Annotated in this window: 15 protein-coding genes; 6 read left to right on the top strand and 9 right to left on the bottom strand. The window is 61.1% G+C overall.

The features are described 5' to 3' along the window. Positions 1–8: 8 nt before the first annotated feature. Positions 9–1,355, top strand: a complete 1,347-nt coding sequence (locus tag NKH73_RS11295; RefSeq protein ID WP_502893897.1) for a PQQ-dependent sugar dehydrogenase — start codon at positions 9–11, stop codon at positions 1,353–1,355. A 46-nt stretch (positions 1,356–1,401) separates the two neighbouring features. On the opposite strand, the gene NKH73_RS11290 is transcribed toward NKH73_RS11295, so the two are convergent. The 3 genes from NKH73_RS11290 to NKH73_RS11280 form a co-directional block, all read right to left on the bottom strand. Further along, the gene (locus NKH73_RS11290; RefSeq protein ID WP_352931249.1) at positions 1,402–2,532 is read right to left on the bottom strand and encodes a GNAT family N-acetyltransferase; all 1,131 of its coding nucleotides are present in this window, start codon (positions 2,530–2,532) and stop codon (positions 1,402–1,404) included. After that, on the bottom strand, positions 2,529–3,524 hold the full coding sequence (locus tag NKH73_RS11285; protein WP_352931247.1) for a sterol desaturase family protein: 996 nt from the start codon (positions 3,522–3,524) through the stop codon (positions 2,529–2,531). Before NKH73_RS11285 ends, NKH73_RS11290 begins: the two co-directional genes overlap by 4 nt. A 237-nt stretch (positions 3,525–3,761) precedes the next feature. Beyond that, positions 3,762–5,669: a heparinase II/III family protein gene (locus tag NKH73_RS11280; RefSeq protein WP_352931245.1), complete on the bottom strand. Its 1,908-nt coding sequence runs from the start codon at positions 5,667–5,669 to the stop codon at positions 3,762–3,764. Between the two features lie 116 nt (positions 5,670–5,785). Here NKH73_RS11280 and NKH73_RS11275 point away from each other — a divergent pair, with 116 nt between their 5' ends. Together NKH73_RS11275 and asnB are read left to right on the top strand one after the other, a co-directional pair. Beyond that, positions 5,786–7,027, top strand: coding sequence for a glycoside hydrolase family 5 protein (locus NKH73_RS11275; RefSeq protein WP_352931243.1), 1,242 nt, complete (start codon positions 5,786–5,788; stop codon positions 7,025–7,027). Between the two features lie 242 nt (positions 7,028–7,269). Further along, complete coding sequence (asnB, locus tag NKH73_RS11270; RefSeq protein ID WP_352931241.1) at positions 7,270–9,159, top strand: asparagine synthase (glutamine-hydrolyzing); 1,890 nt, start codon at positions 7,270–7,272, stop codon at positions 9,157–9,159. A 105-nt stretch (positions 9,160–9,264) separates the two neighbouring features. Here the strand turns inward: asnB and NKH73_RS11265 are convergent, their stop codons facing one another. After that, positions 9,265–10,383 carry a glycosyltransferase family 4 protein gene (locus tag NKH73_RS11265; protein ID WP_352931240.1) on the bottom strand — a complete coding sequence of 373 codons (1,119 nt, stop codon included), beginning with the start codon at positions 10,381–10,383 and terminating at the stop codon, positions 9,265–9,267. A gap of 152 nt (positions 10,384–10,535) precedes the next feature. Here NKH73_RS11265 and NKH73_RS11260 point away from each other — a divergent pair, with 152 nt between their 5' ends. Next, positions 10,536–11,975, top strand: coding sequence for a lipopolysaccharide biosynthesis protein (locus NKH73_RS11260; protein ID WP_352931238.1), 1,440 nt, complete (start codon positions 10,536–10,538; stop codon positions 11,973–11,975). Positions 11,976–12,022: 47 nt separating this feature from the next. On the opposite strand, the gene NKH73_RS11255 is transcribed toward NKH73_RS11260, so the two are convergent. From NKH73_RS11255 to wecB, 3 genes are read right to left on the bottom strand one after another with little or no spacing between them, the layout of a single operon-like run. Further along, positions 12,023–12,826, bottom strand: coding sequence for a WecB/TagA/CpsF family glycosyltransferase (locus NKH73_RS11255; protein ID WP_352931236.1), 804 nt, complete (start codon positions 12,824–12,826; stop codon positions 12,023–12,025). After that, entirely contained in the window at positions 12,823–14,160 is a 1,338-nt protein-coding gene (wecC, locus tag NKH73_RS11250) for a UDP-N-acetyl-D-mannosamine dehydrogenase (protein WP_352931234.1), read from the bottom strand. The genes NKH73_RS11255 and wecC overlap by 4 nt, the downstream gene beginning before the upstream one ends. Further along, entirely contained in the window at positions 14,153–15,307 is a 1,155-nt protein-coding gene (wecB, locus tag NKH73_RS11245) for a non-hydrolyzing UDP-N-acetylglucosamine 2-epimerase (RefSeq protein ID WP_352931233.1), read from the bottom strand. The genes wecC and wecB overlap by 8 nt, the downstream gene beginning before the upstream one ends. A 200-nt stretch (positions 15,308–15,507) precedes the next feature. Here wecB and NKH73_RS11240 point away from each other — a divergent pair, with 200 nt between their 5' ends. Next, positions 15,508–16,950 carry a glucosamine inositolphosphorylceramide transferase family protein gene (locus NKH73_RS11240; protein WP_352931231.1) on the top strand — a complete coding sequence of 481 codons (1,443 nt, stop codon included), beginning with the start codon at positions 15,508–15,510 and terminating at the stop codon, positions 16,948–16,950. A 14-nt stretch (positions 16,951–16,964) separates the two neighbouring features. Here the strand turns inward: NKH73_RS11240 and NKH73_RS11235 are convergent, their stop codons facing one another. Together NKH73_RS11235 and NKH73_RS11230 are read right to left on the bottom strand one after the other, a co-directional pair. Next, positions 16,965–18,278, bottom strand: a complete 1,314-nt coding sequence (locus NKH73_RS11235) for a VpsF family polysaccharide biosynthesis protein (protein ID WP_352931229.1) — start codon at positions 18,276–18,278, stop codon at positions 16,965–16,967. 47 nt (positions 18,279–18,325) lie between these two features. Next, positions 18,326–18,571: a hypothetical protein gene (locus NKH73_RS11230; protein WP_352931228.1), complete on the bottom strand. Its 246-nt coding sequence runs from the start codon at positions 18,569–18,571 to the stop codon at positions 18,326–18,328. Here NKH73_RS11230 and NKH73_RS11225 point away from each other — a divergent pair. After that, the gene (locus tag NKH73_RS11225; RefSeq protein ID WP_352931226.1) at positions 18,570–20,015 is read left to right on the top strand and encodes a GumC family protein; all 1,446 of its coding nucleotides are present in this window, start codon (positions 18,570–18,572) and stop codon (positions 20,013–20,015) included. The two genes, NKH73_RS11230 and NKH73_RS11225, sit on opposite strands and share 2 nt — an antisense overlap. Positions 20,016–20,022 lie beyond the last annotated feature (7 nt).

Raw genomic sequence — 20,022 nt, 5'->3', positions numbered from 1 at the left:
AGGTTCTGGTGAAAAAGTTGCTTACCGCCCTTCTCGTGCTGATCGTTCTTTTCGTCGTAGCCGGCGGAGCGGTCTTCTTCCTGTCCCGCGAAGAGGCGACAGTTCCGGTCGCGGAAGGCTACGGCCCCAACCCGACCCTGGCGGAACCCAATCCGACGTGGTTGCCGACCGTCCATGTCGCCAAGGCCAATCCCTGGCCGCAGGGCACGAAGCCGACAGCGACCCAGGGATTTGCAGTCAACGAGTTCGCTGGCGGGCTCGACCATCCGCGCTGGCTATACGTGCTGCCGAACGGCGACGTGCTGGTGGCGGAGAGCGCTGCGCCGCCCAAGCCGGACGAGGGCTTCAGCATACGCCGCTTCTTCATAGATTTCTTCCAAAGCCAGGCCGGCGCGGAAACGCCGAGCGCCAATCGCATCTCCTTGCTGCGCGATCAGGATGGCGACGGGTTGGCGGAAACCAAAACCGCCTTCCTCACCGGGCTGTTCTCGCCATTCGGCATGACCCTGCTCAACGGCAAGCTCTACGTCGCCAACGCCGACGCCATTGTAGCCTTTCCCTACCAGGAGGGCGCGACCGAGATCACCGCGCCGGCGGAGAAGATCGTCGATCTGCCCGCCGGGAGGAACCACCACTGGACCAAGGACGTGACCGCCTCGCAAGATGGGACGAAGCTCTATGCGACGGTCGGATCCAATTCCAATGTCGCAGAGAACGGTTTGGAGGAAGAGGAGAACCGCGCCGCCGTGCTGGAGATCGATCTCGCCTCGAAACAGACGCGTCTCTTCGCCTCCGGGCTGCGCAATCCCAACGGCCTATCTTGGAATCCGGAAAGCCGCGAGCTCTGGGTCGTCGTCAACGAGCGCGACGAGATCGGCAGCGACCTGGTGCCGGACTACATGACTTCGGTGAAGGATGGCGGCTTCTACGGCTGGCCCTACAGCTATTACGGCCAGCATGTCGACGAGCGCGTCGAGCCGCAGCAGCCCGACCTCGTCGCCAAGGCGATCAAGCCGGATTATGCGCTCGGCGCGCATACGGCTTCGTTGGGACTGACCTTCAACACGGGCGACCTGTTCGGTCCTGAATACAAAAATGGCGCCTTCGTCGGCCAGCATGGCTCGTGGAATCGCAAACCGCGCAGCGGCTACAAGGTGATTTTCGTTCCGTTTACCGGCGGCAGGCCCTCCGGCCCGCCTCAGGACATCCTGACCGGCTTCCTGAGCCAGGACGACAAGGCCCTTGGTCGCCCTGTGGGAGTGGCGGTGGACCGGCGTGGCGCCCTGCTTGTGGCGGATGATGTCGGCAACAAGGTCTGGCGGGTCGTTCCATCTCAGACGCAATCGGCACTTTGAGCGGTTCGTGCTATCTCGACGGGAGGCCAGCGAAATCAAACCGAAATCAGGGCGTCGGCACCAATCCGCGTTCGCGCACATGCCGGACCCTCTGACGCATACGATCGGCGAGAGAAGCAAGCGAGCCTTGCGCTGTGCGAGTCCCGAGAACGGATTGCAGCGTCACGGCCTGGGTCGCAAACTTGTGCTTGAACGATTCTGCGCCACAGAGGAAATCGATCACGCCCAGGCCGTGATCGACCGACCACTGGATATAGTCCATCATCAGGATCATGCCCGGCGACGCCTGGCTGAAATCCGGATCGAAGGTGGTCACGAACGCCATCATCGTTTGGTGCTGGACGAAGTTGATCGAGACTGCGACCATCACGCCATCGCATTCAAGTACGAAAATGTGCAGCAAGCCGGCGCGCGCCAGCGCGTCGACGAGTGCGGCGAGAACCGGCGCTCCCTCGTCGAAAAGTCGGGATTCACGCTTGCGCTCCACCAGCCATCTGCGCTTCAGCGCAGCGAGCCGCTCCAGTACCGGCTGCAGTGGCTCGTCGGGCGCAAGCAGGCGAAATTTCCTTTCTCCGCTCTCCTCCAACGTCTTGACGCCGCGCCGGTAGTTCTGCCGCGTCTTTTTCGACTGCTCGGCCAGCCACGCGGCTCCGTTCTTCCACTGTCCGGCGACGCGATAACTGACTTCCTCCCTGTGATTGGGGCGAAGCCTGATGCCGCGTGAGAGGTCCGACGTGAAAATTCTGCGCGCCGCCGCACCCGGCAAGAGACGATTGAGAAAGGCAAGATCGAAGCCGCCGGCGTCGCAGATCTGGGCCCATACGTCCTGCAGAGCCGATAATGAGCATTCCGGAGCAACCAGAATATCCCCGTAATCGGTATAGCTGTTGGCAGCCCATTCAAGAAACCGCAGGCCTTTGCGCCTGCCGATCGCCAGGGGAACGACAGCAACGAGCCTGTCACCGTTCCAGACCAGGCCAATCCGCAGCGCGCGTTGGTCACGGTCCGCCACGGTATTCCACCATGCCGAAACCCAGGCATGGCTCTGAAAGATCAGCGCATCGGTGCGATGCCAAAGATCCATCCAATCGGCTTCGATCGCAGCCAGGCGTTCCGCCGAACGGACAACTTCCAGGCGCTCGGCGCTCGAAGCGTCAATCGAAACAATGGTGTTCATGAAGGGGAACGATCCTGTGGCTGTGCAATGACATCGGGACGCCTCTGGAACAGTCTGACGACATGTCCCCCCATCTTCTTGAGCGGCAGGACGTAAAGCCCAAAGAGCGATTGATAATCGCGCACATCGCGATCGATCAGGCCAAACTTAAGGTCTTCATTCGGCTCCGGGACAAACTGCGTTCCGAAAAGGCGATCCCAGAACGAAAAAAGCAGGCCAAAATTCTTGTCGTAGTGGCGAGGGTCGATGCTGTGGTGCACCTGGTGCCAGTGCGGACACAAGATGATGTTGTTCAACGGCCCGAAGGAAATCTTGAAGTGGGTATGGCGAACAAAGTCCATCATCAGGATATTGCGGATGACATAGACGTTGATGCCGAAGATGGCGATCTCCACCGGATCGAGCGCGATCAGGCTCCAGATGCCGAAGCAGATTCCCGGGATGACGCCATCCCAGATGCGGTTCATCAGATCGTCCAGCGGGTGAACCCGATCCTTCGTTATTCCCACCATCACCTCGGCCGAATGGTGCACTTTGTGCAATTCCCACAGGAACGGGAAATGGTGCTGGGCGACATGGTAGAGGTAGTATGAAATGTCGTAGGCGATCAGCATGGTTGCGGTGAAGATGAGGATCGTCACCGGCCCGGCCGGGCCGCCGATGAGCGGGGCATGGATGTCGAACAGCCAACCGACTGCCTGGTGTGTCCCATAGCCCACGGCAGCAACGAAGGTGACGCCGGCCGGGATGAGCAGGAAAGGCATCATCAGCCGTTTCGTGACCCAAAATAGGACATCCGCTCGCGCCGACGGGTGCAGGATGACTTCCGCCGGGAAGGCGAAATCGAAAAAGTCTCTGAGGGATTTATGCTCGACAGTTCGCCAGTAAGCGATCACCGCGCTGCCCAGCGCCGTGAGAAAAAGCAGGCCGAGCGTCAGCAGATTGACGTTCGAGAGTTTTTCCACAATCACTCTGGCGACTTCAGAAAACATCGGTGCAGTGGCTCCTGGGCCGTGAAATGGCGATCCGGCGAACTGCGAAGCAAAAAGCTTGCCAAATCCACTGCGCGTTGCCTGCGACCAGGCGGCTATTGCGGCTGGAACGAGCAAAGCATGCCGGATTTGCGCCAGACTAGCAGGTCAACCGTAACAAAACGCTAAATGTCCCAACGTAATTATCTCGAATACGGCCGGAACACCGGATAGGCCGCTCCGCTGCGGCGCCGATGCCTACCTTTGCGACGGGGGGATTGCCGCGAGGTGGATCTTAACTCCGTCTTCGCCCACTTCGCCACGCCAAGCGATACGTTCGGCTGGCTGCCTGATGCCAAAACGCGGTGAGACCCAGCCGCCCTGCCCCGGTGCGTCGCCGCCGGCGCGGACGTCGATCGCAGCGTCCGGAAAGCGGATGGCCATCAGCGGTTCATCGCTCCGCAGCACCATGACCATGTCTCCGTCCCGGCGGGCATCTAGGCCGGCGGCGAGTTGGAAGACGATCTCGGCCACGCGCCTGCCGCCGAGCAGTTGGTCGATCACGAGAATCCCGTCGCCGTGCTGCGTCACGGTACGCTGGTGGACGACACCGAAGCGGCTTCTATACCCGTCGTGCCGCGCGCGCAGCTTCCAATGGGTCCCCGGCTCGCTGTCCACCAATGTCGCAATCGCCTTGTGCGACCAGTTGAACTCCCCAGCGATGATGCTTTGGCTCTTGCCATCGATATTCAGCGTGTTGTGCGCCGGCGTCGAGCGGAACCAACCGCGCCAGACGCCCCCCGAACCGTAGAGCCAGGTGCCGGGGTCGACCAGCACCGGCTCGCCATCGATGCACAAGGTGAGCGACAGCGCGTCGGCATGGCCGTGAGCCGCAATCGAGAGATAGCCGAGCGGACCGTGGTCGAATGTCAGATCGATGCTGCGGCCGTTCATCTCACCGCGCCAGACGGAGAGCCCGCCTTGCGTGAACGTCTTGATTCCAAGCGACACCGGCGCCGGTTCCGGCGGCGTGCCAAAGAAAAGCCCACGAAAATCGTCTGGCTCCGCCGCGTTCCCCGGCATCCGCAGAAAGCCGCGGATGGCGGCGGCAACCGATCGGACATAGCCCCGCTCGCCCCCGAGCGTCAGCACGCGACCTTCGTCGTTGTCGCCAAAGCCGGCGGCCGGCGGGAGCCAGCCGACGAAATCGGCAAAGGCGGCCAGACGCGCTTCGACGGGCGAAGGAAACGGCGCCCCCGCCTGGCGTGCAGCAGCGGCGCACAGCAGGATGAGTTCGGCCGTGAAGGCGGCATATGTCGGGGTCTGCTCGGCACCGGCGCCATCGGCGAGAATCTGCTTGTGCGTCTCGGCCAGGAGAGCGCCACGTGCAGCGTCGGCCCTGATCCCCAGCGCCAAGCCGATCAGGTACTCGCCAGCCAGTTCTGCGACGAGATGGTTGTTGGCAGAGGAAAACCGGGAGGGAAACCGCGGCAGCCAATAGGCACTTGCCGCCAGTATTTCACCCACTTGCTGCCGTGTCGCCGCGCCCAGTCGGTCGCCGACGAGGTCCATGGTGACGATCAAGCTGATGGCCCGCAGCGCGACTTCGATTCCGGAAGCCCAGCCGACTCCCCGAAAAGGCGGGTTGGTTGAATGCCAGCTGTCGATCGCCGCCTCGATGGCAATCCGGGACTGGTCGTCGCCGGCCAGAAGCAGGTGGGCGGCAAGCGGCGGCAACTGCTGCAGCCGGTTGATCTCCCAAACGTATTTTATATCGCCGCGGTCGCCGCCATGGCGAAAATCGATATCGAAAGTGTGGGCCTCTGGGCCTGGCCAAAGCCTGCCGGTCACCGGATCAAGGCGCCAAAGCTCGGGAGGAAACAGCCGATCGCAGTCGCGCTGTGGCCATGTCCGTCCAAGTGCGGAAAACTGGCCGCCAAGCGTGTTTTGCGCCGCCGACGCTATGGCTTGCCATTGTGCCGGCGTCGCAGCGAGCGCAGCATCGCGCCACCCAGGCAGCACCGCGTGCAATCGGGGCGAAGCATAACGCTCCCAGCCGTCGTCGCGGCGGCGCGAAGCGATCCTTCGACGCTGCTCGCCCAGCCGGTGCAACACCTCGGCCGGCTCCATGCTGCGCAACCGGTTGATATACCAGCCGACTCTCATACCCGCTCCGCCAAGGTTTCGTTGCTTATATACCATGCTGTCGAAAAGCCGCGCGACGGCAATCCTCCTTTTCCGATCCTGCGGTTAATATCTCCGACCAGGATGCGGAGGTGACGATGCTAAGGATTGCGTTTGTTGCAGCGTGGGCGCTCGGCATGGCGATTGCAGCCAATGCTGCGCCGATCCCGCTCCAACGCGGCGTTGGCGTGCATGGATGGCTAAACTGGTCGCCGATAGAGGATGATGGATCCTACCGTTGGCCGCCTTACCGCACCGAGAAGGAATGGCGCGCCGGAGATAGGCCGCTCACCAACTGGGGTGATGGCGATGCGTTTGCAAGCATTCGATCGATGGGCTTCGACTTCGTCCGGTTGAGTGTCGACCCCGGCCCTCTGCTTGCCAGCGAGGGCGCCAAACGGCAACAAGCGCTGGACATGCTTGCCGCGGCGGTCGAGCGGTTCACGTCGGCCGGCCTCAAGGTGGTTTTCGACCTGCACGGCGTCACCCAGGTTCCGGCCTACAGCATGGAGATGATCTATGACGGTGCCGATAGCAAAGGCGTTGCCAGCTACCGCGAAATGGTCGTGTCGGTCGCCACCATGCTCGTCAAGATTGGCACCGACAAGGTAGCGCTCGAGCCCTACAACGAGCCGGCCTACTACCCCTGCGATTCGAGCGGGAGCGACGACTGGCAGCGGATCATGGCGGACACGGTCCGCGATATCCGCGCAGTCAGCAGCGAGCTCACCATCGTCGCAACGGGCGCTTGCGGCGGCAGCATTGCCGGACTGGTCAATCTCACCCCGGACTTTGACGATCCGAACCTCTACTACAGCTTCCACATGTACGAGCCGCACAGTTTCACGCATCAGCGGCCCGACGGTGAAAACACCTTTGCCTCGGGCCTTCCGTGGCCGGCCGACAGCAGTACGCCCGAAGTGGTGACCGAAACCCTCAAGGCACAGATGGACGCCGCGGGCCTGAGCCAGGTCGAGCAAGTGATGAACATGGTCGTGGCGCGTCAAGCAATCGCCCGATATTTCGAGCAGAATTGGGGTCCGAGCCAACTCGAGGCGAGCTTCCGTCAGGCGGTCGACTGGGCCGGGGCCCATGGCATTCCAAGCCGCCGGCTTTTCATGGGTGAATTCGGCGCCATCCTCATGTCTGCGGACGGCCGCATGGGCGCGTTCGACGCTGACCGCCTGCGCTATCTCAAGGCGGTGCGCCAGCAGGCGGAACGCTTTGCGATCCCCTGGTCCGTCTGGGAATTCTCCAATCCCTACGGAATGAGCGTCATCCGGCAGGAAGGGCCTGCGGTCCCAGACTCGGAGATGCTGCGGGCACTGGGCCTGCCATAGCTGCCATTGCCCCCTTCACGAATGGGTCAGTCAGGCGGCAACGCCAATCCTCTCACCGCCACACTGGACCGGATCGGACTGCCTTCGTCTCCCGCCGCAACCGTCGGTCGCACTTCATTCGGGATCGAGCCAGTCAAGCTCGACTCTGAACCATTTCTTCGCGGATTTGGATCGCCGGCAATCAAGTGTTTAACACATTCGTCGTAAATGGCGTCGCGACTACGCGGCCAAGGGAAGAGACAATGTGTGGAATTGCCGGCTGGATCGGGCCGAAAGTGAAGAATCCACAAGATCGGGCCGCTAGAATGTCCAACACATTGCGGCATCGTGGCCCCGATGCCGAAGGCGCTGAGTTCTTGGGCTTGAACACTGGCGAGAACCAGTTGGCATTGGTGCATCGCCGCCTGGCGATTATTGACTTGAACCCCGAATCCAATCAGCCGATGCATGTCGACGACGGCCGTCTCCGAATTATTTTCAACGGCGAAATATACAACTATGTCGAGTTGCGGCAGGAACTGATCGGTCTCGGTCATCATTTTCGAACACGCTCCGATACTGAGGTGCTGCTCAGGGCTTATGATCAGTGGCACCTATCCATGTTCGACCGATTGAGCGGCATGTTCGCGTTTGCGCTCTGGGATGCTGAGAGGCACGAATTGATCCTCGGCCGGGATCCCTTCGGCAAAAAGCCTCTTTACCTCATGCAAAGCGGAAAGTTGCTGTCGTTTGCGTCAGAGATCAACGCGTTGTTGTCATCGCAGTCGAATGCGCAGCAGCTCGATTTGAAGGCCGTGCACGAGTATCTGCACTGGCGTTACGTGCCCGGGCCGCGCACGCTTTTCAAACAAATCCGCAAACTCAACCCCGGAAGCTATGCCGTCTGGTCGCAAGGCACAGTGACGGAAACGCGCTATTATACGCCTCCAGATCAAACGGATCTGACCGAGGATATCGACGGCGAAACCGCCAAGCGACGATTTCTGCAACTGCTCGACCATTCCGTCGAGATCAGAATGCGCAGCGATGCGCCCTTTGGCGCCTTTCTCTCCGGAGGGCTCGACTCCTCGGCAATCGTCGCCCTGATGACCAAGCACAGCGACAGGCCCGTTCGTACATTTTCGGTCGGTTTCAGGGAATCGGCTTACAGTGAACTCCCATTCGCCCGAAGCGTCGCCGACCATTTCAAGACCGATCATAGCGAGTTGGTGATCGAAGCAGACGACCTGATTGACCATCTGCCCAAGTTGATCCGCCACCTGGGGGCGCCAGTTTCACAAAGTTCGGACATTCCAATTTACCTGATGTCGGAGCGAGCCTCGCAGGACGTCAAGATGGTGCTCACAGGCGAAGGGGCGGACGAGATTCTCGGCGGGTATCCCAAACACCGTGCGGAGTCGCTGGCTGGAATCTACCGGTCCCTTGTTCCAGCCTTCCTCCACAACAATCTCCTCGCCCCTTTGATACGCGCCATGCCTGGTGCAACGGCCAAGTTCGATACATTTGCCCGAAGCGCGGGTGAAAGGGACTTTGCCACCCGAATGATCTCCTGGTTCGGTGCCATGACGGCGCGGGAACACGGTCGCCTTATCGGTGTGCCGGCCAACTGCCGCAATAGACGTAACGACTTCCCGTTCTCATCGAGCGCGACGGCGTCCCATCTTCGCCGCGTGCTGTTTTTCGATCAGGCATCGTGGTTGCCCGACAATCTGTTGGAACGGGGCGACCGGATGATGATGGCCGGTTCAATCGAAGGAAGAATGCCGTTCCTCGATCGCGATCTGGTTGCGTTCGTCAGCACATTGCCCGATCGCTACAAGGTGGGCCGGCGGCAGGGCAAGATGATCTTGCGCAACAGTATGGCCAACATACTTCCCGAGAAAATTCTCAACCGCCGCAAAATCGGGTTCAAGGTGCCAGTCGCCGAATGGTTTCGCGGGTCGATGAGGAGTTACGTGCACGACCATCTTTGCTCCTCCCGTTCCGTCATTCGCAGCTATTTGAGCGCGAAATACCTTGATGGAATTGTCTCGGAGCACACCAGCGGTGCCGCAGACCACGAAAAGCTGATTTGGGCGCTGCTGAATTTAGAGATATTCCACCGCGAATTCGAGCTTGGAGCGCCGCAGTGACGCCAATGGGATCGCTGCCGCGCTCGGGCTGCTCGTGAAGGCTCACCCGCCGCGCTCAAGCGACGGCGCGCGCAGATCAGCGTCGCATTATTACACGGGACAGCGTCAGCGCTTGACCGATTGAGCCTTTGACGCGACCGACCTCCAGACGTCGCAGATCGCGCCGACAAACGGGGCGAGCTCGAGCCGCTCCCGATGCACGGCCATTGCGGCAGCACCAAGCCTGGCCCTCAATGCCGGATTCTCGACCAGCCGTGTCAGCGCCTCGGTCAACGCCGCAACATCGCCGGGCGGCACCAGCAACCCGGATTGCTCGTTGGTGATGATATCCTCCACGGCGCCGACAGGTGTCGTCACGACCGCGAGACCTGCGGCCATGCCTTCGATGACCGAGACCGGCAGGTTTTCGGCAAACGAGGGCAGCACCAGAATGTCCGCCGAAGCGATCAGCGACGCAACCTCGTCGGGCCCGACCCAGCCTGGAAAGGTAACGCGCTCGGCAAGGTCCAGTTCGGCCGTTCTGACCCGTGCCGCCTCGACTTCGCCATCGCCGGCGATCGTGGCGCGCCAGCCCTCGATGGGTTTCATGCGGTGCAGCGCATCGATCAATTGCGGTACGCCCTTGCGGTCGCCGATGCGACCAAGGAACAGGATATGCACATTCTCGCCGCCTCCGACATGCGCCAGGGAGGGAACCGCCGTTGCATTGGGGACGATGACGATATTGCCGGCCGCCCCCGGCGCCCGGCTGGCGACGAAGTCGCGCCAAAGCCCGCCCAGGACGATCACCCGACCGGCACGCTCGAACAGAGCTTCGATGCGGCGGCTCATGAAACCATCATCGTCTTTCCAGAATGTCTCATACTGCGCCCCGTGCAAATGCAGGACATAAGGTATCGACAAAAGCCGCGCGCAGGCGGCGATCACCATCTTGCGGTAGGTGCTGCCGGATACCGATAAATTGATGTGGACGACATCGACGCGCTTCGCCAAACGCGCCGCAAGCATCTGCAAACAAAAGCCAAACATGTAGAAGATCGAAAGCCCGACATGCCCCGCGCCGCGGCTGGCAAGGAAGCGTACATCGATGTCGGCGATTTTTTGCCGTTCGAACTCCTGCTTCAGCGCCCCCATGATGCGGTCGATGCCTCCCTGCCCCGAAACGCCCGACGGCGTCGCGACAAGGACATGCACTTTTTGATTGTGAACCAGACGCTGCAGCATGACTCAATTTCGGAACGACAAAGCAAAGGTTTCAGATGAGGTGTACGACGAATACGTTAGTTCAAACTGAATCTGTTCACCCTTTACCGTCATCGCGCTGGATTTTCCGCCGGTCGACGGTTAATCGAAGGTGAATTTCCGGGGAAAACCCTTTGCTGCTCCGCTCCACGCTCATCTATGCCCCGGCGATCCTGCTGACGCGGATCTCCGCGCTGCTCCTGCTGGTCATCGTGACGCGGTTGATCGACCAGACCGAGTACGGCCTGCTGACCCTGGTGGTGACGGTCGGCGAAATGACCGACGTCGCCGTCACCAACTGGCTGCGCATCGCCCTGCTCAGGCTTGGCGGCAAAGGCGACATCAGCCGCGGCAGCCTGATGCTGGCCGGACGGGTGTTGCTTGCGAGCACGGCGCTGGCGCTGGTCGTATCCGTGGCCGCGTCGGCCGTGATCGTGCCGGAGCGCTGGGTCGAGTTCGCGATCGCGGTCTCCAGCTACCTGATCGCCGGTTCCGTCGGCCGCTTCGCGTTGACGGTGCTGCAGATGCAGCAGCGTCATTCGGTCTACTCGATGCTCGAGTTCCTGCGCGCCGTGCTGCAACTCGCGCTGCCGATCGGCGCCGTCGTCCTGTTTCGAGATTCCTTTCTGACGGTATCGCTCGGCTCGAGCCTTGGCGTGCTGATCGCCGGTATCGTGGCGGGCATCATGGCATCCCGACGTGTCGTTGCCGGTCCGCCACGCTTCACCCAGAAGGAGTTCTTCGTCCTCGGCGTGCCCCTGGTCATCATGGCGCTCGTAGGTTTCGGCCTGCACAGCGCGGAGCGTTTATTCCTCAAGATCTACTACGATGCCGGCGCAGTGGCGATTTTTGCCGCGGCCTATGCACTGGCCCGTCAACCGATCGATATGGTCGCCAATTCCATCAACATGGGCGCTTTTCCCGAGGTGGTCAGCCGGTTCGATGAAGACGGGCCTGCAGCATCGGGCCGGCTGCTGTCGCAATTGATGGCCTTGATGATCCGCCTTTGCCTGCCGGTTGCAGCCATGCTGGTCGCACTCAGCAGCGATATCACGCAGCTCCTGCTGCCATCGGAATATCACGGCCGCTTCGGCCTGCTCTTTCCGATCATCGCCTTCAGCGTGCTGTGTGCCAACCTCGCCAGTTTCGTCTATGGCACCGTGGTGCACGCGCACAAGCGGCCGTGGCTGCTGATCATCGCCAATTCCTTCGGCTCGGTGGCGACAATCGCACTGTCCGTGCTGCTGATCCCTTCGATGGCGGAGGTCGGTGCTGCTTTGGCGCTGGCGGGCGGATCGCTGGTCGGCCTTGTAGCCTGTATCATCATCAGCGAACGGCTCACGTCGGTGCCGGTGCCATGGCGCGACATCGGCGTTTCGATCGTCATCTCGGTCAGCACCGGGCTGGCCGCCAGCCTTGCCAGCGCTCTACTCGGCGACATGCCGGCCATTGTCTCGCTGGTCGCGGGCGGCGCCGCAGGCGCAGCGGTTTTCTTCGGGCTGAGCTGGCTGTTTTATCCCACCGCCGCGATGCAATTCGCAGCTAAGTTATGGGCGCGGCTACGGCCCGCATAGACCGGCGAGGGGATTTTGAATTTGCCGGAGCCGCAGTCAGCCGCTCCTTATAGGCCGGCCTTTCGGCGCCCCCGACTGTCCCGGAACTCCCGGTACAGCAGCGCTGCGTAGGCAGTGTTGGTGTCGTAGTAGCGGCGCCACAAGCGTCGCGGCTCCTGCGCCACCCGAAACAACCACTCCAGACCGGCCGCCTGAACCAGTTTCGGCGCCCGGGCGACCTTGCCGCCATAGACATCGAAACTGCCGCCCACGCCCATGACGAAACTCGGCGTGAGTTGGTCACGATAGCGCTTGAGAAAGCGCTCCTTGCGCGGCGTCGGCATAGCCACCAAAAGGCAGTCGGCACCCGAGGCGTTGATCTCCTCGACAATTTTGGCCTCGTCTTCCGGCTTGAAATAGCCATTGCGCATTCCAGCGAGCACCAGGCTCGGGTGATCCTTGGCAAGCCGCCTTTTCACCGCATCGAGAACGTGCTGTTCGGCCCCCAGCAGGAAGGGTCTGAAGCCGCGCTTCGCGCAGAGGCTCAACAGATTGACCATGATGTCGACGCCGGCTACCCGCTCGGGCAGCGCCACACCGCAAAGACGCGCACCCCAAAGCACACCCTTGCCGTCGACGTTGATCACATCCGCCGTCGCAACATCCTCCCGCAGCTCGGTATTGTTGCGCATGTTGACAAGCTTGGCGACGTTCACGACCACATGATGCAGCGGCCGCCGCAGGGTCATCGCCTCATCGGCGATAGCCAGCGTCTCGGCCATGGTCAGCGCATGGATCGGCGCCCCGAGAAATTCCCGGCGACGCGACGCCAACAGGCGATGCTGCGCCCATCCTGGGTCGTGCGCGTTCATGCGGCCTCCTCCGCACCTGCAGGAAGTGCCAGACGTTCGATCGCCGATTTCTTGCCTTCGATGCGGGCGTCGGGCTTGCGTGCCTTGCGCCAGGTCCACAAACCCCTTGTGTCGATGAGCTTCTTGTCCTTGAGCGCTTCGGGATCCACCAGATTGAACTGCCGATGGTCGACCAGCAGGACGACGATGTCGCACTGGTCGATGGCGGAAAGTGCATCGGTGAAGACGATGCCCTTGCCCTCGAGCTCCTGCGGCAGCCTATGCGTGTTGGGCTCAGCCGCGATGATCTTCAGGTTGGGAATATCTGACAAAAGCTTCACCACCTCGACAGCCGGGCTCTCGCGCATATCGTCGATATTGGCTTTGAAGCTGAGACCAAGACAGGCGATGGTCTGCTTGCGGGACGGGTCGAGCAAGGCTTCGATATCCCTGACCACCGACAAGGGACGCTCGGAATTGATCCGGCGTGCCGAAGCCATCAGCCGCGTGCTGTTAGGCGCGGCGTCGATGATGAAATACGGATCTACCGCAATGCAGTGGCCGCCGACGCCCGGGCTCGGCTGGAGGATGTTCACGCGGGGATGCCGGTTGGCGAGATCGATCACCTCCCAGACGTTGAGCGACAGATCCTGGCACACTGCCGCAAGCTCGTTGGCAAAGGCGATATTGACGTCGCGGAAGGCGTTCTCGGTCAGCTTCACCAGTTCGGCACTTTCGGCCTGGGTCATGAACAGGTCGCCGGCAACGAAGGTTGAATAGAGTGCCGCGGTCCGTTCCGACGACTTGCGCGACAGCCCGCCGATCGAGCGATCGTTGTTGATCAGCTCGGTCAGGACCTTTCCCGGCAACACGCGCTCGGGCGAATAGGCGACCAGGACATCGGCCTCTTCGCCGTGCAGGAGAGGAAATTTGAGATCGGGCCGCAAGTCGGCAAGCAGTGCCGTCATGACGCGCGTCGTGCCGACCGGCGACGTCGATTCCAGCACCACAAGGTCTCCCCGTTTTAGCACGGAGGCGATGCTTCGTGCCGCCGCGAGCACGTAGCTCACATCAGGCTTATGGTCATGGGTCATCGGGGTCGGCACGGCGATGATAAACGCATCCGCCGGCTGCGGCGTGCCGAAAGCCCTGAGCTTGCCGTTGGCCACGACCTTCTGGATCAAACCATCGAGGTCGGGCTCGACGATGTGGATTTCGCCGCGATTGACTTTTTCGACCACCGCTTCGTTGACGTCGACGCCAATGACATCGAGCCCGCGGCTGGCGAAAATGGCACAGGTCGGCAGGCCGATATAGCCCATGCCGATAACGGAAACGGTCTTGATCTCAGCCATGATGCAGCAGTTCCTCAACAATCCGGTTACCGGCCCGGCCATCGCCATATGGGTTATGTCGTTCCGCCATGCCGCGATAGGCGGCCTGATCGTCGAGCAGGCGATTGGCGTTGGACAAGATTTTTTCGACATCGGTGCCGACGAGACGGGCGGTACCGGCCACGATGCCCTCGGGCCGCTCGGTGTTTTCGCGCATCACCAGCACCGGCTTGCCGAGCGAAGGCGCTTCTTCCTGCACGCCGCCGCTGTCCGTAAGCACCAGATAGCTGTGCTTCTGCAGGTATAGAAACGGCAGATAGTCCTGCGGCTCGACCAGATAGATGTTCGGCACCCCTTCCAACTCCGCGTTGACCACCGAGCGCACATTTGGATTTGGATGGACGGGATAGACGATCTGCACGTCTCCGCGTGCCGCCAATCCCTTCAACGCCGTGCAGATGCGCTGGATGCCGCCGTCGAAATTCTCGCGCCGATGACCGGTGACGAGGATCATTTTCTTGGCGGGGTCTAGGAAGGGGAAATGGGCGGCGAGCTTCGCGTTCATCAGCCTGTCGGCGTCGATCGCGCTTGAAAAATGCAACAGCGTGTCGATCACCGTGTTGCCGGTCACGAAGATGGTGTTTTCAGCTTTTCCTTCGGCGACGAGGTTGTCGCGCGCCTGGATTGTCGGTGCAAAGTGCCAAGTGGCGATGTCACCAGCAATCTTGCGGTTCAGTTCCTCCGGAAAGGGAGAGTTGATATCGTGGCTGCGCAATCCTGCCTCGATATGGGCGACCGGGATGCGCTTGTAGAAGGCAGCCAAAGCCGCAGTCATCGCCGTGGTCGTATCGCCTTGCACGAGGACGATATCGGGCTTCGCCTTCTCCAGCACGTCGGCCATGCCCAGCAGGACACGCGAGGTCACGTCGAACAATGTCTGGCCGGGTTGCATGATGTTGAGGTCGTGATGCACCGGCAGGCCGGTCAGTTCGATGACCTGGTCGACCATCTCGCGATGCTGGCCGGTGATGCATGTCTCGGTGATAAAACCTGGATGGGCAAGCGCGGCACGCACCACCGGAAAGCACTTGAGCGCCTCCGGCCTCGTGCCGAACACGATCAGCAGTTTTTGCCTGGACGGCAGTTTTGGATGTGAAAGGACGTTCATTGCCGATCCTGGTCGCCGGAGGGTGTCGCGACCTGCTGATTATTCGCCACAAGAGCTATAATAGCGGCAGAAGCCGCCTTCGTGACGTCAAATCTTAATATATGATTAACAGCCAAGCCTGCGTTCTCCCCGGTAACTCTTATGAAAGCCTAAGCCGATAGGTACTCTGGCAGAGTAGTCTTGAAAAAGAACATATTCGATTGACTAATATTTTAATCATCGGCCACATTGCCGGCTCTCGGCGCTGGGAAAATGAGCTTCTGGTGCGGCTGAACGCTGCTGGTCACGTGGTTTCGAGTTGCCGCGCGCCGACGCCTGCGCCGATCGCACGCGGACTGGATGGTGTGCTTGATATCGAGAGCCGGCGCTTCGGTCCCTCGCTGGCAAGCCCCTCCGAGCCGTTGCCGTCCGGCGTTGCTGGTCCAGCCGACCTCGTAATCGATCTCACCGGCACTTTCGCACGCCCGGGCACGCCGGTTCTGACGCTCGAATTTTGCGGCCGCAGCACCTTTCCCGCCGGGGTGGCCGAGATGCTGGCGAGCGGGCGGTTGCCCGAGCTTGCCGTTCGCCTCGATGGCGTCACGGTCGCCCGCGGGCGACCGATGCTCAGCGACCGGCTCTGGCTGTCTCGCAGTTGCAACGACCTGCTCGCCGGAGCCATCTCGCTGGTTGCGCAAAGCGTCGCCCGTTTTTCCGAGGGCAAACTTGTGCCAATCGCCGATAGCCCGGCGCCGATCCTAAGGAACAGCGGTTTTATCAGGCACTATCTGCCCTTTTTCTCCAAGGGGTTGGTCGACCGCGCCGTGCAAAAACTCAGACTGGGACGGCGTCCCTTCTATTGGCAGGTTGCCTATCGGCTGATCGAAGGGCCCGGCGTCGCCGAAACCGGGCAACTCGACGGTACGCCGTTTACCATCCTGCCGGACGATGGCCAACGATTCTACGCCGATCCATTCGTCATCGAGCGCGATGGCCGCCACTATCTGTTCGTCGAGGAATTTCCCTACGCCACCGGTCGCGGCGTGATTTCCGTCGCCGAACTGGGTGACGATGGCAGCTTCGGCGTACCGAGGGTGGTGCTGGAGGAAGCTCACCATTTGTCGTATCCACAGGTGTTCGCTCACGCCGGCGAGATTTTCATGATTCCTGAAAGTGCGGCGGCGCGCGAGCTTGTGCTCTACCGTGCCGCGCAGTTTCCGGATCGCTGGGTACGCGACACCGTGCTGATGACGGACAAGGATTTCAATGACGCCACGCTGCTCGAATCGGATGGCCGCTTCTGGCTGTTGGGGACGGAGCGGTTCGGTTATGGCAGCGCGTCGGACACGATGACGGTCTATTCCGCGCCCTCGCTGCGAGGACCTTGGGTTGCGCATGCGCTCAATCCAATCGCCGTCGATCACTCAGCCGCTCGGCCTGGCGGCGCCTTTATTCGCCAGGGTGGCGCCCTGGTGCTGCCGGTCCAAAACGGGTCGAGAGCCTATGGCGGCGGTCTGGGCTTGATGCGGCTGGACCGGCTTGACGATTGCGATGTGCGCTTTGCGCCGCCCCGCCCGATCGGCCCGGGGCCGGCATGGGCCCGCGCGGGAATTCACACGCTTAACCGTGCAGGCAATGTCGAGGTTGTGGATAGCGCCGGCTGATGCGTCTGGAGCGCTTATCCAGGCTGCTCCAGTTTCGGCTCTGCTGCAACAGCGGTCGAAGATGTGCTCTTCGGCTGCTTTCTATACGGCACGTTTCTATAGGCAAGCAGCAACACCACGATAGTCGTGATATCTGGCGCTTTTGACGAGAGCGCATTGTTCGACAGCGCAGCAAGCAGGAACGTCATGGTGCCGATCCATGCCGGCAGCGGCGCCGCGCGCAGCAGCCGAAAAATGAACCAGAATACCAGCGCTATAAAGAGCACGGCTATCGGCAAGCCGAAGAGCATGATGATGACCACCGGCGCGCTCTCGATATAGGGCAGATGCAGCTTCTCGTTGACGATCTTCAGGAGCTCGTCGACGTTCATGCCAAACAGGATGTCTTTCCAGCTGACAAGCCCGAATATCTGGTAGATCGTCACCCGCGCCATGAAATTTTCGTCGAAGATCGTGTTGCTGAACCGGTTCAGCAGCCCGCCCGAAAACAGTATGGCCGCCAGCACTGCGCCACCCGCCACGGCGAACAGCAGCACGACGGACTTGGCCTGCCTCTGGTGCTTGAGCGTCAGGCGCGGCCAGGGCACGAACATCAGCAGTATGAGGGTTTCCGTAGCGGCGAGTATCAGTGCGGCGCGAGCGCCTGATGCGGCACAACCCAGGAGCAACACAAGGATCGACGCCACCCGCACCCATATGCGCCAGCGCGTCAGCGGAACGAAGCCGATCGCTGTGGCGCAGAGCGCGCCCAGTGCCAGCGGATGCGCCGATAGGCCGATTGGCCTGAACTGCAGTTCGTTGAGACCGTAAGGCATAAACCGATGTTGAGTCACCGCTTCGATCGTGCCGAGCACAGCGCTGAGGATCACCATTCCAAGCACGACGTCGCCCAACGCCCGCCGCACTTCCGCGTTCAAGGCCAGCATCAACAGGCCTGCGGCGCCCGCCACCAGATAGGTATCGATGATGAACCCGGAGGAGCCCGCACGGCCGGTGATGAACAGATAGGGCACCAGCGCGAAAATCAGCGCAGAATAGAGTATTAAAGCTTTGAATATTCCAATTTCGTCGCCCTGCAGCAGAAACGGTCGGCTGAAAAGAACGATAGGAAGCAGCAGAAAGATAGCATAGGTGCCGAAATGCAGTTTCTCGTAGAATGAGCCACCGTCGGCCGTATAGTCGACGACCATGTTCATAATCTGCGGTGACACCGTGAGGCGGAGCAGGAACGCAAACGCCGCGCATAGGAAAAACAGAAGCGACAGCGCGTTCTGACGGCGCGCTTGGCTGGACATCAATCGTTCCGAAGCGGCAGCGGAATAGCTCATGTCCCATCCAAGTGTCTGTATTCAAACGGCATTCTGACCAACGAGATTCATTCCAGGGACCGCCGAATGGCCGCAGCGCTTGAATAGGCAAAATATGCCAACTTGGAAAATGAGATGTTAACGATCTTTCTGTAGTGCTGGCCCGCATAGCGAATAACCAGAGTTAACACCATGTCCGCCGCTTCCGGCACAACCCCTCCCTCTGCAGCGGATTCCGACATCAGCGCGCTCGAGCGGATTGCCAATGCGCGGCGCGCCAGCAGGGCAAGGCTGCAACAGGATGCCCCAGTCATGGCACGCACCTCCGCCCCTGTTACTCCACACACGCCCGAGCCCGTCCCGACGGTGACGCTCGACAAGATCGGCGATTTCCTCGAGCTCGACTTTCGACGCCTGTTTGTCTGGCTGCGTGCCGGGCTCGTCGTGGCCTGCATGCTGGCAGTGGCCGGCGGCGTCGTCGGCGCCGCCTATGGGCTGCTGAGCAAACAGCGTTATACCGTTGCAACGGAAATCCTCATCAATCCTGCCAATTTGCAGGTTGTGGAAAACGACCTCTACTCGCAACCGGGCCAGGTCGATAGCCAAATTCTCAACGCGCGCAGCAAGCAGCGCATCCTGACCTCAGGCAACGTGCTTGCACGTGTAGTGGACGAACTCGGTCTGACCAACGATCCGGAGTTTTTCGACCCGGACCAGAGTACCTCCACGTCTGGTGTTGGAGCGAGTGGCGGCAAACCCGATCCGAAACTTATTGCCCAGAAGAACCTGGCGGAGCGGGTCGACGTCACTGCAGATGAAACGTCGTTCGTCACGACCCTCTCGGTATCGGCAGAAACCACCGGCAAGGCGATCCTGATCTCGCAAGCCATAGTGAAAGCTTTCCAGGAAGAATTGGCCAAGGCCGAAGCTGCCGGTGCCGGCCGTGCCGCAGCTGCTCTTGACGCCCGGCTCGGCCAACTCAAGCGCGACGTGCAGGCGGCCGAAGAGAAGGTCGAGAGCTACAGGCGCAGCCACAATTTGTCCTCCAGCAATGGCCAGCTCGTCAGTTCGCAGACGATGACGCAGCTCAATAGCGAAATTGGAGAGGCGCAATCGCGCGTCATCGCTGCCCAGGCAAGTTACGACGCCTTGGTTGCCTCCGGTGTCAATGGAGCCAATCCTGATCCCGCGGATTCGGCAGCACTCGCAGCACTGCGCGACAAGGCAAACGGCCTGCGGCAGCAAATCGATTCACAGTCCATGACCTTTGGTCCGCGCCATCCGACGATCGTCAGGCTCAGGACGGAATTCGAAACCGTCAGTTCTCAACTCAGGGCGGAGTTCGCCCGCACGGTCGGCACGGCAAAAGCCAACCTGGACAAGGCCAACGCGTCATTGGCTTCTCTCAGCGCCAAAATGAACGATCTGAAGAGCAATGTTTTCACCGACAGCGAGTCCCAGGTCGCCTTACGTGAGCTTGAACGCGACGCCGCCTCCAGGAGGGCGGTCTATGAAAGCTTCCTGTCGCGCGCGCGCCAGATCACCGAGCGCGAGCAGATCGACACCACGAATGTACAGGTGATTTCCACCGCAGTGCCGCCGAACGGGCGCTCGTGGCCGCCGCGCACCCCGCTGATGGCAGGCCTGGGGGCTTTCGCTGGCTTTGCTCTAGGCATGCTGCTCGCCTTAGCCATGGGCATCGTGCGCGACATGCGCCAGCCGCCGGACCGACCGGGCATTGCCGTCGGCCAAGCCTAAAATCCAG

Origin of the sequence: Mesorhizobium sp. M0938 (genome assembly GCF_040319125.1) — a bacterium.
In the GTDB taxonomy this organism is placed as follows: Bacteria; Pseudomonadota; Alphaproteobacteria; order Rhizobiales; family Rhizobiaceae; genus Mesorhizobium; species Mesorhizobium robiniae.
Note: the sequence above shows the minus strand (reverse complement) of the source record. Positions and strands in the feature narration are given on the sequence as shown.

Bases quoted from the DNA above. Each gene is read 5' to 3' on its own strand.
- NKH73_RS11290 (WP_352931249.1), bottom strand. From the start codon at position 2,532: ATGAACACCATTGTTTCGATTGACGCTTCGAGCGCCGAGCGCCTGGAA.
- NKH73_RS11285 (WP_352931247.1), bottom strand. From the start codon at position 3,524: ATGTTTTCTGAAGTCGCCAGAGTGATTGTGGAAAAACTCTCGAACGTC.
- NKH73_RS11280 (WP_352931245.1), bottom strand. From the start codon at position 5,669: ATGAGAGTCGGCTGGTATATCAACCGGTTGCGCAGCATGGAGCCGGCC.
- NKH73_RS11275 (WP_352931243.1), top strand. From the start codon at position 5,786: ATGCTAAGGATTGCGTTTGTTGCAGCGTGGGCGCTCGGCATGGCGATT.
- asnB (WP_352931241.1), top strand. From the start codon at position 7,270: ATGTGTGGAATTGCCGGCTGGATCGGGCCGAAAGTGAAGAATCCACAA.
- NKH73_RS11265 (WP_352931240.1), bottom strand. From the start codon at position 10,383: ATGCTGCAGCGTCTGGTTCACAATCAAAAAGTGCATGTCCTTGTCGCG.
- NKH73_RS11255 (WP_352931236.1), bottom strand. From the start codon at position 12,826: ATGAACGCGCACGACCCAGGATGGGCGCAGCATCGCCTGTTGGCGTCG.
- wecC (WP_352931234.1), bottom strand. From the start codon at position 14,160: ATGGCTGAGATCAAGACCGTTTCCGTTATCGGCATGGGCTATATCGGC.
- wecB (WP_352931233.1), bottom strand. From the start codon at position 15,307: ATGAACGTCCTTTCACATCCAAAACTGCCGTCCAGGCAAAAACTGCTG.
- NKH73_RS11235 (WP_352931229.1), bottom strand. From the start codon at position 18,278: ATGAGCTATTCCGCTGCCGCTTCGGAACGATTGATGTCCAGCCAAGCG.
- NKH73_RS11225 (WP_352931226.1), top strand. From the start codon at position 18,570: ATGGCACGCACCTCCGCCCCTGTTACTCCACACACGCCCGAGCCCGTC.
- NKH73_RS11230 (WP_352931228.1), bottom strand. From the start codon at position 18,571: ATGACTGGGGCATCCTGTTGCAGCCTTGCCCTGCTGGCGCGCCGCGCA.